Consider the following 13,265-nt stretch of genomic DNA (forward strand, 5'->3'; position numbering starts at 1 on the left):
CCTCCCCTCGGGATCGTCAGGCGCCGCAGGAACGCAGGAACTTGCGGGTGCGGACGGCGATCGGCAGCGGCTTGTCGGGCTCGCAGGGGTACATGTCCTGCTCGACGATCGCGAAGAGGTCCACGCCCAGCTTCTGCGCGGCCGTGAGGACGGGGCCCAGCTCGGGGACGCCGGCGGGCGGTTCGCACATCACCCCGCGCTGCACGGCGGGTCCGAACGGCACCTCGTTCTTGACGACGTCGGCGAGGATGTCCGGGTCGACCTGCTTGAGGTGGAGGTAGCCGATGCGCTCGCCGTAGGTCTCGATCAGCTTGACGCTGTCGCCGCCGCAGTAGGCGTAGTGACCGGTGTCCAGGCAGAGGTTGACCAGGTCGGAGTCGGTCGAGTCGAGGAAGCGCTCGACGTGTTCCTCGGTGTCGATGTGGGTGTCGGCGTGCGGGTGGACGACGATGTCGAGCCCGTAGGTCTCCTTCACCTCGCGGCCGAGGCGTTCCATGCCCCGGGTGAGGTGGCCCCACTGCTCGGTGGTGAGCTCGGGGGCCTCCAGGATCTCGGCGGTCTTGTCGTCGCGCCAGAACGACGGGATGACCACGAGGTGCTTGGCGTCCATGTCGCGGGTGAGGGCGGCGACGCGGCTGACCTGCTCCCAGGTGCTGTCCCACTCGGAGGGTCCGCGGTGCAGGCCGCAGAAGATGGTGCCGGCGGAGACCTTGAGGTTCCGCCGGTTCACCTCGTCGGTGAGGCGGGCGGCGTCGGTGGGGAGGTAACCGTAGGGGCCGAGTTCGATCCAGGAGTAGCCGGCCTCGGCGACCTCGTCGAGGAAGCGCTGCCAGGGCACCTGCTGCGGGTCGTCGGGGAACCAGACGCCCCAGGAGTCGGGGGCGGAACCGACCCGGATGCGGTCGAGCGCGACTGCCATGTCAGGACTGTCCTTCCGGAGTTGCGGCTGCGGGGGCCCGGAGGTCGCCCTCCTCGGGGAGTTCCTCGGTGTCGACGCCGCCGACCTGGGCCAGCTCGTGCTTGAGGGCGGCCAGTTCGGCGCCGCCCGCCATGTGGTTGGTGAGCGTCTCCAGACCGACCTCGCTGCGGGCGGCGCTCAGTTCCAGCGTGCCCAGGCGCAGGACGCTGAAGTGGTCGCCGACCATGTAGGCGTGGTGGGGATTGTGGGTGATGAAGATGACGCCGAGGCCGCGGTCGCGGGCCATCGCGATGTACTTCAGGACCACGCCGGACTGCTTGACGCCGAGGGCGGCCGTGGGCTCGTCCAGGATCAGCACGCGGGCGCCGAAGTAGACGGCGCGGGCGATGGCGACGCACTGTCGCTGGCCGCCGGAGAGCGTGCCGATGGGCTGCTCCAGGTCGTCCAGGACGATGCCCATGTTGCGCAGTTCCTCGTCTGCGGTCTTCTTCATCCGCTCGATGTCGAGGCGGCGCAGCGGCCAGGGGCCCTTGGTCATCTCGGAGCCGAGGAAGAAGTTGCGCCACACCGGCATCAGCGGGACGACCGCGAGGTCCTGGTAGACGGTGGCGATGCCCTTGTCGAGGGCCTCGCGCGGGGAGGAGAAGCGCACCGGTGCGCCGTCGACGAGGAACTCGCCCTCGGTGTGCTGGTGCAGCCCGGAGATGATCTTGATGAGGGTGGACTTGCCGGCGCCGTTGTCGCCGAGGACGCAGGTGACCTTGCCGGGGTGGACGGTCAGGTCGACGCCGTGCAGGGCGCGGATGTTGCCGTAGGACTTGCCGGCGGAGCGGAGCTCGACCAGGGGGTGTTCGCCGCCGGGCGCGGTGTCCTTCGTGCCGGCGACGTGGCTGCCGGTGGTCTTGTCGGTCATTGCGGTCACCTCCGGGTCGCCGTGCGCTGGACCCACAGATTGATGAGGACGGCGCCGAGGAGCATCACGCCGAGGAAGGCCTTGAACCAGTCCGGGTTCCAGCCGGCGTAGACGATGCCCTGCTGCACCATGCCGAACATGAAGGCGCCGAAGACCGGGCCGATCGCGCTGCCCGCGCCGCCGGTCAGCAGACAGCCGCCGATGACCGCCGCGGCGATGTAGATCAGCTCCTGGCCCACGCCCTCGCCGGACTGCACGGTGTTGAAGGAGAACAGGTTGTGCATGCCGACGAACCAGGCGCCGAAGCCGACCAGCATGAACAGGGAGATCTTGGTGAAGGTGACGGGGACGCCGACCGCGCGGGCGGAGTCCTTGTTGCCGCCGACCGCGAAGACCCAGTTGCCGTACTTGGTGCGCAGCAGCACCCAGGTGGCGAGGGCGGCGAAGACGAGCCACCACACCACCGTGATCTTCACCTGGACGCCCGCGACCTCGAAGCTGGAGGCGAAGATCGCCTTCGCCTGGTCGAAGCCGTCCATGTCGCCGATGCTGTCGGTGGCGACGTTGCCGGTGACCAGCTTCGTCACCGCCAGGTTGACGCCCTGGAGGATCAGGAAGGTGCCGAGGGTGACCAGGAAGCTCGGCAGCCCGGTCCTGACCAGCATCCAGCCGTTGAACGCGCCGACGCCCAGGGAGACCGCCAGGGCGACGATCACGCCCATCCACACGTTCAGGGTGAGCTGGTAGCTGAGCATGGCGGCGGTCAGCGCCGAGGCCACGACGGCGACACCGGCCGAGAGGTCGAACTCGCCGCCGATCATCAGCAGGGCCACGGGCAGCGCCATGATCCCGATGACCGACGACTGGTACAGGATGTTCGCCATGGAGCTGCCGTCGCGCACCGGGGGCGCGGCGAACAGGAAGAACACCATCACGGCCACGGCGCCGAGGAAGACACCGACCTCGGGCCGGGCGAGCAGACGCAGGGCGAGCGGGCGCCGCGCGGTGCGGCCGTCGGTCTGGTGCGGGCCGGGGGCCGGCGGTGTGTTCACCGCCGGCTCAGCCTGTTGGGCCATGCTCATCACCGAGTGCCCTTCGCGGCGTACTCGGAGACCGCCTCGACGTTGGACTTGTCGACGAACGCCGGGCCGGTCAGCACCGGCTGCTCGCCGCCGCCGCTGTAGTTGCCGTTGTTCTTGTAGAGCCACAGGCCGTCGACGGCGAGGTAGCCCTGGAGGTAGGGCTGCTGGTCCACGGCGAACTCGATGTCGCCGGCGTCGATCGCCTTGGTCAGGTCCTTGTTGAGGTCGAAGGTGGCGACCTTCGCCTCGCTGCCCGCGTCGCCCACCGACTGCACGGCGGTCGGTGCGAAGGGGGCGCCGAGGGTGACGACGTAGTCGATGGAGGAGTCCTGCTTCAGCTTGGCGGTGATCGTCGACTTCACCGACGGCATGTCGGTGCCGTTGACGTTGAGGATCTGGGTCTCGCCCTCGAAGGTCTCCTTCACCCCGTCGCACCGCTGGGTCAGGCCGACGTTGCCCTGCTCGTGGATGACGCAGACGGCGTTCTTCGCGCCGACCTCGTTGAGCTTCTTGCCGAACGCCTCGCCCGCCACCGACTCGTCCTGGCCGAAGAACTCGAGCAGTCCGAGGTCCTTCCAGTCGCTGAGGCCGGAGTTGAGGCCGACGACGGGGATGCCGGCCGCCTCGGCCTTCGCTATGACGTCCTTGAGCGCGTCCGGCTTGGCCAGGGTGACCGCGATGCCGTCGACCTTCTGGTCGATCGCGTTCTGCACCAGGGTGGCCTGGCTGCCGGCGTTGGGGTCGGAGGAGTAGACGAGCTTGACGTTGTCCTTGGCCGCCGCGGCCTCGGCGCCCTTGCGGACGATGTCCCAGAAGGTGTCGCCGGGGGCCTGGTGGGTGACCAGGGCGACCGTCATGCGCGGCGTGTCCGCCTTGCCCGCCGAGGCGTCGGCACCACCCTCCTCGGCCTTCTTGCCACCGGAACCGCTGGAGCAGCCGGCGAGGGTCAGAGCGGCTGCCGCCGCGACCGCGACGAACGGCGCGACTCTGCGGAGGCGGATGTGAGAAGAGCGGTCCATCTGTCCTGCACCTCACTGTGCTACGCGGGGAAAGGGCGGGATTCCGAGGATCCGGTGCCCGGAACCTCGGGAGTCCGGGTGGGTGTGCCATGGAACACGGCGGTCGTGCTGGGGTGCGATCCAATCCCCAGAACCGCCTGCTGTCAATACTTTGTTAAGACATCATTTCACGAGCTAGTCCGAATGTAAGTACAAACTATTGACATCGCCGCCCTCCGAGACCTACACCTGGGAAGCGGCAGGTCCCCGGATCGCACGTCCCCACCGTGGCAGGGCGTCCTGGGACCCGCATCCCCAGACCTCGAGGAGCGTCGATCGATGGCCGACTCACCACAGTATTTCGACCTGATCACCATGGGCCGCATCGGGGTCGACCTTTACCCGCTGCAGACCGGCGTTCCGCTGTCGCAAGTGGAGACATTCGGGAAGTTCCTGGGCGGTTCCGCGGCCAACGTGGCCGTCGCGGCCGCCCGTCTGGGCCGTTCCGCGGCGCTGGTCTCGCGTACCGGGGCCGATCCTTTCGGCAGCTACCTGCACGACGCCTTGCGGGAGTTCGGCGTCGACGACCGCTGGGTCACGCCGGTCGCCGCCTACCCCACTCCCGTCACCTTCTGCGAGATCTTCCCGCCGGACGACTTCCCCCTGTACTTCTACCGCCGCCCCAAGGCCCCCGACCTGGAGATCCACCCCCACGAGCTGGACCTGGCCGCCGTCCGCGCGGCCGGGATCTTCTGGGTCACCGGCACCGGTCTGAGCGAGGAGCCGAGCCGCTCGGCCACCCTCGGCGCCCTGGAGGCCCGCAACAGGGCCGGCACGACGGTGTTCGACCTCGACTGGCGCCCCATGTTCTGGCGCGACCCCGAGCAGGCCCGCCCGTACTACCGCGAGGCCCTGCGGCACGCCACCGTCGCGGTCGGCAACGTCGAGGAGTGCGAGGTGGCCACCGGGGAGCGCGAGCCCGCGGCCTGCGCCGAGGCGCTGCTGGCGGCCGGCGTGGAGCTGGCCGTGGTCAAGCAGGGGCCCCGGGGCGTGCTCGCCGCGCACCGCGACGGCACCCGGGCCGAGGTGCCCTCGGTGCCGGTCGAGGTGGTCAACGGCCTCGGCGCGGGCGACGCCTTCGGCGGCTCGCTCTGCCACGGCCTGCTCTCCGGCTGGGACCTGGAGCGGACCGTGCGCCACGCCAACGCCGCCGGTGCCCTCGTCGCCTCGCGCCTCGCCTGCTCGTCCGCCATGCCGACCGAACCGGAGGTCGCGGACCTCCTCGCGCGGGCCGCGTCGCCGCACGCGGCGGCCCTGCCGAGCCAGCCCTGAACGGAGCCCCTCCCTTGAACCTCAGCATTTCCGACCTCACGACGGTCCGGGCCCGCCACCCGGAGGCCGTCGCCGAGGCCGCCGCCCGCCGGGCCCGCCGCCCGCTGATCGGCGACAGCGGCCGGCTGATGATCGTGGCAGCCGACCACCCCGCCCGGGGCGCGCTCGGCATCGGCGGCCGGCCCCTGGCCATGGCGGACCGCGCCGACCTGCTGGAACGCCTGTGCGTGGCCCTGTCCCGGCCGGGTGTGGACGGGGTGCTGGCCACCGCCGACATCCTGGAGGACCTGCTGCTGCTCGGGGTCCTGGAGAACAAGGTCGTCATGGGGTCGATGAACCGGGGCGGTCTGGCCGGCGCGTCCTTCGAGATGGACGACCGCTTCACCGGCCACCGCGCCGAGGACATCGCCCGGCTGGGCTTCGACGCGGGCAAGCTGCTGGTCCGCGTCGACTACGACGACCCCGGCTCGCTGGCCACGCTGGAGTCCGCCGCCCGCGCCGTCGACGCGATGGCGGAGCACCGGCTGCCGGTGTTCGTAGAGCCGTTCATCTCGCGCCGGGTGGACGGCCGGGTGCGCAACGACCTGTCGGCGGAGGCCGTCACCCGCTCCATCGCCATCGCCTCCGGCCTGGGCGGCACCTCCGCCTACACCTGGCTGAAGCTCCCGGTCACCGACGACGTCGACGACATGGAGGCGGTGCTGCGCGCCTCGACGCTGCCGGTGGTCCTGCTCGGCGGGGAGGTCGGCGACCAGGAGGCGGCGTACGAGCGGTGGGGCAAGGCGCTGCGGCTGCCCACCGTGCAGGGCATGGTGGTGGGCCGCTCGCTGCTCTACCCGGCCGGGGGCAGTGTGGAGACGGCGGTGGACACGGCCGTCGGCCTGTTGTGAGAAGCCCGTTCGAAGACGGAGGCATGGCATGACGTATCACCTTCCCGCGGGCAGGGCCCGCTCCGGCCCGCACCTCGTCGACGTCACCCCCGAGGCCGCGGGCTGGGGGCATTCGAGCCTGCGCGTGCTGGAGCTGCCGCCGGGCGGCACGCACGCCTTCGACGCCGGCGACAGCGAGTGGATCGTGCTGCCGCTGAGCGGCGCCTGCACCGTCACCGCCGCCGACGACTTCGGCCACGACTCCTTCGACCTCGCCGGCCGCACGGGCGTGTTCGACGGCGTCACCGACTTCGCGTACGTGCCGCGCGACGCCCGCGCCACGGTGTCCTCGGCGGCCGGCGGGCGCTTCGCGCTGACCGGCGCCCGCTGCACCCGCCGGCTGCCCGCCCGCTACGGCCCCGCCTCCGCCGTCCCGGTGGAGCTGCGCGGCACCGGCAGCTGCTCCCGGCAGGTCAACAACTTCGGCGCGGCGGGCGTGTTCGAGTGCGACAAGCTGATCGCGGTCGAGGTGATCACCCCCGGCGGCAACTGGTCGTCCTTCCCGCCGCACAAGCACGACGAGCACCGGCCGGGCGAGGAGTCCGTGCTGGAGGAGATCTACTACTTCGAGTTCGCCGGCCACGACGGCACCCCGGGCCTCGGCTACCAGCGGGTCTCCCCCTCGGGCCCCGGCCGGGAGACGGACGTGCTGGCCGAGGTCCGCGACGGTGACGTGGTCCTCATCCCGGACGGCTGGCACGGTCCGTCCATGGCCGTGCCCGGCCACCACATGTACTACCTCAACGTCATGGCCGGCCCCGGGGCCGAACGCGCCTGGCTGATCTGCGACCACCCCGACCACGCCTGGATCCGCGGCACCTGGCCGGACCAGCCGGTCGACCCCCGGCTCCCCCTCTACACCGCCCCGGAGAGGTCCGTATGAGCGCCGCCACCCGCCGACTGACGACCGCCCAGGCCCTGGTGCGGTTCCTGTCCGCCCAGTACACTGAACGGGACGGCGTGCGGCGCCGGCTGATCGCGGGCACCTGGGGCATCTTCGGCCACGGCAACGTCGCGGGCATCGGCCAGGCGCTGGTCGAGTGCGCCGACGTCATGCCGTACCACCAGGGACGCAACGAGCAGGCGATGGTGCACGCCGCCGTCGGGTACGCCCGCCAGCTCGACCGGCTCTCCGCGCAGGCCGTGACGACGTCCATCGGGCCCGGCGCGACCAACCTGGTGACCGGGGCCGCCCTGGCCACCGTCAACCGCCTGCCGGTGCTCCTGCTGCCGGGCGACTACTTCGCCTCGCGCGTCGCCGACCCGCTGCTCCAGCAGCTGGAGCACCCGGTGTCCGCCGACGTGTCCGTCAACGACACGCTGCGCCCGGTGTCGCGGTACTTCGACCGGGTGACCCGCCCGGAGGCGCTGATCCCCTCCGCGCTGAACGCCGTACGGGTGCTCGCCGACCCGGCGGAGACCGGCGCGGTGACGCTGGCGCTGCCGCAGGACGTGCAGGCGGAGGCGTACGACTGGCCGGAGGAGTTCTTCGCCGAGCGCGTCTGGCACGTCCGCCGTCCCGCCCCGGACCCCGTGGAGCTGGCGGCGGCGGTCCAGGCCGTACGGGCCGCGCGGCGGCCGCTGGTCGTCGCGGGCGGCGGCGTCCACCACAGCGAGGCGGAGGAGGCACTGCGGGCGTTCGTGGACGCCACCGGCATCCCGGTCGCCTCCACCCAGGCCGGCAAGGGCTCCCTGCGCCACGACCACCCGGCCGACCTCGGCGGCATCGGCCACACCGGCACCGCGGTCAGCGACGAACTGGCCCGCACCGCCGACCTGGTGATCGGCGTCGGCACCCGCTACACCGACTTCACCACCGCCTCCGGCACCCTCTTCCAGAACCCGGACGTGCGCTTCCTCAACCTCAACGTCACCGGCTTCGACGCGCACAAGCTGGCGGCCCGCACCCTGGTGTGCGACGCGCGGACCGGTCTGGAGCGGCTCACCGAGGCGCTGGCCGGACACCGGGTGGACGAGGCGTACGTGTCCGCGTACCGGGCCGGCAAGGAGCGCTGGGAACGGGTCGTGGAGACCGCGTACCGCGCCGACGACGACACCGCCGTGCCGACGCAGACGCAGGTGCTGGGCGCGCTCGACGCGGTCGTGGGCGACGAGGACGTGGTGATCAACGCGGCCGGTTCGCTCCCCGGCGACCTGCACAAGCTGTGGCGTTCGCGCAGTCCGCGCCAGTACCACCTGGAGTACGGCTACTCCTGCATGGGCTACGAGATCCCGGCGGCCCTCGGTGTGCAGCAGGCGGCTCCCGGCACCCCGGTGTGGGCCCTGGTCGGCGACGGCACCTACCTGATGAACCCGACGGAGATCGTCACCGCCGTCCAGGAGAACCTGCCGGTCAACCTGGTGCTGGTCCAGAACCACGGCTACGCCTCCATCGGCGGCCTCTCGGAGGAGGTGGGCGCCGAGCGCTTCGGCACCGCCTACCGGCACCGGGCCGCCGACGGCACCTTCACCGGCGCCCCGCTGCCCGTGGACCTGGCCGCCAACGCGGCCAGCCTCGGCATGGACGTGCTGCGCGCCAAGACGGTGCGCGAGCTGCGGAACGCGCTGGCCGAGGCGCGCGCGAGCGACCGTCCCACCTGCGTGTACGTCGAGACCGACCCCGCGCCCACCGCTCCCCCGGCGGAGGCCTGGTGGGACGTGCCGGTGGCCGAGGTCGCCGCCCGCGAGCCCGCCGTCCGGGCCCGCGAGCGGTACGACTCCCAGGTCGCCGGCCGCCGCCGTCACCTGTAGCGACTGCTGACCCCCGCTCCTGCTCTCATCAGGGAGGAACCCCGTGGCGAAGACCGGCGGCCCCGCACGTGCCGTGACCGAACCCGCGCTCAGCACCCTGGACTTCGCCCTGGACCGGGGCAGTCCGGTGCCGCTGTACTACCAGCTCGCGCAGCAGCTGGAGGCGGCGATCGAGCACGGGGTCCTCGCTCCGGGCAACCTCCTGGGCAACGAGGTCGACCTGTCCGTGCGCCTCGGCCTGTCCCGCCCCACCGTCCGCCAGGCCATCCAGTCCCTCGTCGACAAGGGACTGCTCGTCCGGCGGCGCGGGGTGGGCACGCAGGTGGTGCACAGCCAGGTCAGACGGCCCCTGGAGCTGAGCAGCCTCTACGACGACCTGGAGACGGCCGGGCAGGACCCGACCACGCGGGTCGTGCGCAACGAGACGGTCCCGGCCGCCGCCGAGGTGGCGGCGGCCCTGGGGGTGGCCGAGGGCGCCGAGGTCGTCCTGCTGGAGCGGCTGCGCCGCACCCACGGCCGGCCGGTCGCCCTGCTGTGCAACTACCTGCCGTCCGGCCTGCTGGCGCTGGACACCGCCCGGCTGGAGTCGACCGGCCTGTACCGGATGATGCGCTCGGCCGGCATCACCCTGCACAGCGCCCGCCAGACCGTGGGCGCCCGCTCGGCCACCGCCGACGAGGCCGCCCGCCTGGACGAGAAGGAGGGCGCCGCCCTCCTCACCATGCAGCGCACGGCCTACGACGACACCGGGCGGCCGGTGGAGTTCGGCACCCACATCTACCGCGCGTCCCGGTACTCCTTCGACTTCCAGCTGCTGGTCCGGCCGTGAGCCGGGGCCGACGGCTCAGTGGGCGGCGTCCAGCCGGGCCCGCTGCTCCGCCGACAGCTCCAGCTCCACGGCCGCCAGGTTCTCCTCCAGCTGGGCGGGCGAGGACACTCCGGCCAGCGGCAGGACCGGCAGTTCGTGGCCGATCTGCCAGGCCAGCACGACCTGGTTGGGGGTGGCGCCGGTCTCCCGGGCGACCTCGTGCAGCGCCGCGAGGCGGGCCGGGGTCCCCGGGTGGTCGTAGTCGGCGGGCAGCCGTTCGGGGCGGGTGTAGGCGCCCTTCAGCAGCGGTGAGTACGCGACCAGGGTGAGCGCGGGCTCGGCCCGCAGGTAGCCGGCGAGGTCGGGGCCGGCGTGGCCGAGGCTGCCGTCGGGGAAGAGGGCGTCGGGGACATCGGTGCGGGGCCGCAGATAGCTGTGCTGGTACTGGAGCACCTCGTAGCCGGGCAGCCCGGCCGCCGCCGCGAGGGCGCGGGCCCGCTCCACCCGCCACACGGCCTGGTTGCTCACCCCGAGCAGCCCCACCGTGCCCTCGGCGACGAGGGCGCCGAAGGCCTCGACCGTCTCCCGCTGGGGGACGGTGTGGTCGTCGATGTGCGCGTACAGCAGGTCCAGCCGCTCCGTGCCGAGCCGTTCCCGGCTACGTTCGGAGGACTCGCGGATCACCTTCGCGGACAGGCCCTCGGGGTTGTCGGTGAAGCTCGTGCCGGGGGCGAGCGGGCGGGCGCCGAGCTTGGTCGCGACGACGATCTCGTCGCCGACGCCGCGGCTGCGCCGCCAGCGGCCGAGCAGTTCCTCGCTCTGCCCGCCCTGTCCGCCGTCGGTCCAGAAGGCGTAGTTGTCGGACGTGTCGATGAAGTTCCCGCCGGCCTCGACATAGCGGTCGAGGAGGGCGAAGGAGGTCCTCTCGTCGGTCACCGAGCCGAACAGCATCGCGCCGAGCGCGAGCACGCTCACCTCACGGCTGTGCGGGCCGGTGCCGATGGTGCGGTACTTCATGTCTGGTCCCTCCCGTTTCGCACCCCGTTGTCGGGGCACGGAACGGGAGTCTTCCTGTTGGAGCGCACTGCAAGTCAAGCCTGCGCGGGGCGCGTCGGGGAATCAGGCGGCGAAGGGGCCCTCCAGCGCGGCCCACTGGAGCAGCATGATGGTCTTGGCGTCGTTGATCTCGCCGGTGCGGATCATCTCCAGGGCTCGGCGGAAGGGCAGTTCGAGGATCTCGATGTCCTCGCCCTCCTCGTCGAGTCCCCCGCCCTCGTGGGTCCGGGTCGAGGCGCCGTAGGCGGCGGCGTAGAAGCTGACGCGTTCGGTGACCGAGCCGGGGCTCATGTAGACGTCGAAGACGTGCTGGACGGGGCCGATGGTGTGCCCGGTCTCCTCGACCACCTCGCGGCGCACGGCGATCTCGGGGTGCTCGTCCTCGTCGTCGAGCAGACCGCCGGGCGTCTCGATCAGCATGCCGTCCGGGTGGCCGTTGACGTACACCGGGAAGCGGAACTGGCGGGTGAGCAGCACGGTTTCGCGTGCGGTGTCGTAGAGCAGCAGGGTGGCGCCGTTGCCGCGGTCGTGGGTCTCGCGTTCCTGGGTGCTCCAGGTGCCGTCGGCGCGCCGGAAGTCGAAGGTCGTGGTCCGTTCCACGTACCAGTGACTGGACAGCAGTTTCACGTCGCGGACCCTGACGCGGGGGTTGCCGGTGAGGTCACGGCCGGTCAGATCGAGTCCGGTACGGCCCCGGCGGTCCGGGGTGTCGACGCCGGCGGTCATCGCGGGTCCGCCGGCCGGGAGGACACGTACGGGGAGGACGCATACGAAGAGGTCATGCCCGCTTCTACCATCCGCGGCCGGCCCGCTGGGGCGGGACGGCGGGGCTCCTGGAGCGAGGAACACCGCGCAGTACGCACCGCGGTGGCGGAACGGACACGGCAAAGGCCGTGTCGGTGAACTCCGACACGGCCTCCGACCTGCTCTTTCACAAGTCGGGACGACAGGATTTGAACCTGCGACCCCTTGACCCCCAGTCAAGTGCGCTACCAAGCTGCGCCACGTCCCGGTGCGCTCACCGCGGTGAACCGCGTGATCGCGCGAACAGCACTTTACCCCACACCGGGCCCCGCGCCGAAGCGGGCCCGGACGCGGGACAATCGGCGTATGGGCAGCATGGAGAGCACTCCCCCGGGCGGTCCGGCCGCCGCGCGGGACCGGGACAGCGAGGGCCGGGCGCGCAACGCCCGGCCGCGGGACGGACTCGGCCGGCCCCTGCCGTACGACGCGCAGGGCGTGCCCCGGCAGCCCGAGGGGGTGGTGCGGCGGCCGGAGGAGAGCGTCGCGGAGGCGCAGCGGCTGCTGGACGAGGGGAAGCCGTTCCACGCACACGAGGTGTTCGAGGACGCCTGGAAGTCGGGCCCGGAGGAGGAGCGCGAGCTGTGGCGGGGGCTGGCCCAGCTCGCCGTGGGCCTCACCCATGCCGCCCGAGGGAACGTCACCGGCGGGGCGCGGCTGCTGCGGCGCGGGGCCGGTGCGGCGGAGGCGTGGGCGGAGGGTGCGCGGGCCCGGCTCCGGCCGCACGGGATCGACCTCCCGGGGGTGATCGCCTGGGCCCGGGAGCTGGCCGCGGAGGTGGAGCGGGGGGACGGTGACCCGGTGGACGCGGGGGCGCGGGCACCGCGCCTGACGGGCACCTCCTGACGAGGGGCCGGGTGCGGTGCGCACGCCGGTGGTGGCGTGCGGCAGACTCGGGGCGTGCGAGAGATTCATGTCATCGGTATCGGTGCGGGCGACCCCGACCAGCTGACCCTTCAGGCGGTCAAGGCGCTGCGGAACACGGATGTGTTCTTCATCCTGGACAAGGGCGAGGCGAAGGCGGACCTGACCCGGCTGCGCCGGGACATGCTCGAGGCGCACGTGCCGGAGGGGACGTACCGCGTCGTCGAGGCGCGTGACCCGGAGCGGGACCGGTCGGCGGGCGGTGCGGCGTACTCCCCGGCGGTCGGGGACTGGCGCAGCGCCCGCGCGGACCTCTACGAGCGGATGATCATCGAGGAGCTGGGCGAGGAGGAGACCGGCGCGTTCCTGGTGTGGGGCGACCCTTCGCTCTACGACAGCACGCTCGGCATCCTCGAGGAGGTCCTGGAGCGCGGGACGGTCTCCTTCACCCATGACGTGGTGCCCGGCATCAGCAGTGTGTCGGCGCTCGTTGCCCGTCACCGGACGGGGCTCAACCGCGTCGCCCGCCCGGTGCAGATCACCACGGGCCGACGGCTCGCCGAGGGCTTCCCGCAGGGCGTGGACGACGTGGTGGTGATGCTCGACGCGCACCAGGCCTTCCGTGCGTACGCCGGTCAGGACGTCGACATCTACTGGGGCGCCTACATCGGCACCCCGGACGAGATCCTCGTCTCCGGGCCGCTCGACGAGGCCGCGCCCAGGATCGAGCGGCTGCGCGCGGAGGCCCGGGAGCGCAAGGGCTGGATCATGGACACGTATCTGCTGCGCCGCCGGCCGGCCGAGGGCTGAGC

At 72.1% G+C, this 13,265-nt stretch carries 13 protein-coding genes and 1 tRNA gene; 7 read left to right on the plus strand and 7 right to left on the minus strand.

Annotated features, from left to right (window positions below):
• Nucleotides 1–16: 16 nt before the first annotated feature.
• Genes FHX78_RS03405 through FHX78_RS03420 form a run of 4 tightly spaced genes read right to left on the minus strand, consistent with a single transcriptional unit; the run spans nt 17 to nt 3,933 of the window.
• Nucleotides 17–919, minus strand: a complete 903-nt coding sequence (locus tag FHX78_RS03405) for a sugar phosphate isomerase/epimerase family protein (protein ID WP_145865974.1) — start codon at nt 917–919, stop codon at nt 17–19.
• 1 nt (nt 920) lies between these two features.
• Nucleotides 921–1,832 (minus strand): ATP-binding cassette domain-containing protein, encoded by a 912-nt coding sequence (locus FHX78_RS03410; protein WP_145865975.1) that lies wholly within the window; start codon nt 1,830–1,832, stop codon nt 921–923.
• Between the two features lie 5 nt (nt 1,833–1,837).
• Nucleotides 1,838–2,914 carry an ABC transporter permease gene (locus FHX78_RS03415; protein ID WP_145865976.1) on the minus strand — a complete coding sequence of 359 codons (1,077 nt, stop codon included), beginning with the start codon at nt 2,912–2,914 and terminating at the stop codon, nt 1,838–1,840.
• On the minus strand, nt 2,914–3,933 hold the full coding sequence (locus FHX78_RS03420) for a sugar ABC transporter substrate-binding protein (protein WP_145865977.1): 1,020 nt from the start codon (nt 3,931–3,933) through the stop codon (nt 2,914–2,916). Before FHX78_RS03420 ends, FHX78_RS03415 begins: the two co-directional genes overlap by 1 nt.
• 318 nt (nt 3,934–4,251) lie before the next feature.
• Here FHX78_RS03420 and iolC point away from each other — a divergent pair, with 318 nt between their 5' ends.
• Genes iolC through FHX78_RS03445 form a run of 5 tightly spaced genes read left to right on the plus strand, consistent with a single transcriptional unit; the run spans nt 4,252 to nt 9,753 of the window.
• Nucleotides 4,252–5,244: a 5-dehydro-2-deoxygluconokinase gene (iolC, locus tag FHX78_RS03425; RefSeq protein WP_145865978.1), complete on the plus strand. Its 993-nt coding sequence runs from the start codon at nt 4,252–4,254 to the stop codon at nt 5,242–5,244.
• 14 nt (nt 5,245–5,258) lie between these two features.
• Nucleotides 5,259–6,134, plus strand: a complete 876-nt coding sequence (locus FHX78_RS03430; protein ID WP_145865979.1) for a Cgl0159 family (beta/alpha)8-fold protein — start codon at nt 5,259–5,261, stop codon at nt 6,132–6,134.
• A gap of 28 nt (nt 6,135–6,162) precedes the next feature.
• A complete protein-coding gene (gene iolB, locus FHX78_RS03435) occupies nt 6,163–7,056 on the plus strand; it encodes a 5-deoxy-glucuronate isomerase (RefSeq protein ID WP_145865980.1) in 894 nt (297 codons plus the stop codon).
• Nucleotides 7,053–8,924 carry a 3D-(3,5/4)-trihydroxycyclohexane-1,2-dione acylhydrolase (decyclizing) gene (gene iolD / locus FHX78_RS03440; RefSeq protein ID WP_145865981.1) on the plus strand — a complete coding sequence of 624 codons (1,872 nt, stop codon included), beginning with the start codon at nt 7,053–7,055 and terminating at the stop codon, nt 8,922–8,924. Before iolB ends, iolD begins: the two co-directional genes overlap by 4 nt.
• Nucleotides 8,925–8,967: 43 nt before the next feature.
• Nucleotides 8,968–9,753 (plus strand): GntR family transcriptional regulator, encoded by a 786-nt coding sequence (locus FHX78_RS03445; RefSeq protein WP_145865982.1) that lies wholly within the window; start codon nt 8,968–8,970, stop codon nt 9,751–9,753.
• A gap of 15 nt (nt 9,754–9,768) precedes the next feature.
• On the opposite strand, the gene FHX78_RS03450 is transcribed toward FHX78_RS03445, so the two are convergent.
• The 3 genes from FHX78_RS03450 to FHX78_RS03460 form a co-directional block, all read right to left on the minus strand.
• Nucleotides 9,769–10,749: an aldo/keto reductase gene (locus FHX78_RS03450; protein ID WP_145865983.1), complete on the minus strand. Its 981-nt coding sequence runs from the start codon at nt 10,747–10,749 to the stop codon at nt 9,769–9,771.
• 102 nt (nt 10,750–10,851) lie between these two features.
• Entirely contained in the window at nt 10,852–11,514 is a 663-nt protein-coding gene (locus FHX78_RS03455) for an NUDIX domain-containing protein (protein WP_145865984.1), read from the minus strand.
• 212 nt (nt 11,515–11,726) lie between these two features.
• Nucleotides 11,727–11,800: transfer RNA gene (locus FHX78_RS03460), tRNA-Pro, on the minus strand.
• Between the two features lie 98 nt (nt 11,801–11,898).
• Here FHX78_RS03460 and FHX78_RS03465 point away from each other — a divergent pair.
• Both FHX78_RS03465 and cobF read left to right on the plus strand, forming a co-directional pair.
• Entirely contained in the window at nt 11,899–12,435 is a 537-nt protein-coding gene (locus FHX78_RS03465; protein WP_145865985.1) for a DUF309 domain-containing protein, read from the plus strand.
• Nucleotides 12,436–12,489: 54 nt separating this feature from the next.
• Complete coding sequence (gene cobF, locus FHX78_RS03470; RefSeq protein WP_145865986.1) at nt 12,490–13,263, plus strand: precorrin-6A synthase (deacetylating); 774 nt, start codon at nt 12,490–12,492, stop codon at nt 13,261–13,263.
• Nucleotides 13,264–13,265: the final 2 nt, after the last annotated feature.

Source organism: Streptomyces capillispiralis (assembly GCF_007829875.1).
GTDB lineage: Bacteria > Actinomycetota > Actinomycetes > Streptomycetales > Streptomycetaceae > Streptomyces > Streptomyces capillispiralis.

Bases quoted from the DNA above. Each gene is read 5' to 3' on its own strand.
- FHX78_RS03405 (WP_145865974.1), bottom strand. From the start codon at position 919: ATGGCAGTCGCGCTCGACCGCATCCGGGTCGGTTCCGCCCCCGACTCC.
- FHX78_RS03410 (WP_145865975.1), bottom strand. From the start codon at position 1,832: ATGACCGACAAGACCACCGGCAGCCACGTCGCCGGCACGAAGGACACC.
- FHX78_RS03415 (WP_145865976.1), bottom strand. From the start codon at position 2,914: ATGAGCATGGCCCAACAGGCTGAGCCGGCGGTGAACACACCGCCGGCC.
- FHX78_RS03420 (WP_145865977.1), bottom strand. From the start codon at position 3,933: ATGGACCGCTCTTCTCACATCCGCCTCCGCAGAGTCGCGCCGTTCGTC.
- iolC (WP_145865978.1), top strand. From the start codon at position 4,252: ATGGCCGACTCACCACAGTATTTCGACCTGATCACCATGGGCCGCATC.
- iolB (WP_145865980.1), top strand. From the start codon at position 6,163: ATGACGTATCACCTTCCCGCGGGCAGGGCCCGCTCCGGCCCGCACCTC.
- iolD (WP_145865981.1), top strand. From the start codon at position 7,053: ATGAGCGCCGCCACCCGCCGACTGACGACCGCCCAGGCCCTGGTGCGG.
- FHX78_RS03450 (WP_145865983.1), bottom strand. From the start codon at position 10,749: ATGAAGTACCGCACCATCGGCACCGGCCCGCACAGCCGTGAGGTGAGC.
- FHX78_RS03455 (WP_145865984.1), bottom strand. From the start codon at position 11,514: ATGACCGCCGGCGTCGACACCCCGGACCGCCGGGGCCGTACCGGACTC.
- FHX78_RS03465 (WP_145865985.1), top strand. From the start codon at position 11,899: ATGGGCAGCATGGAGAGCACTCCCCCGGGCGGTCCGGCCGCCGCGCGG.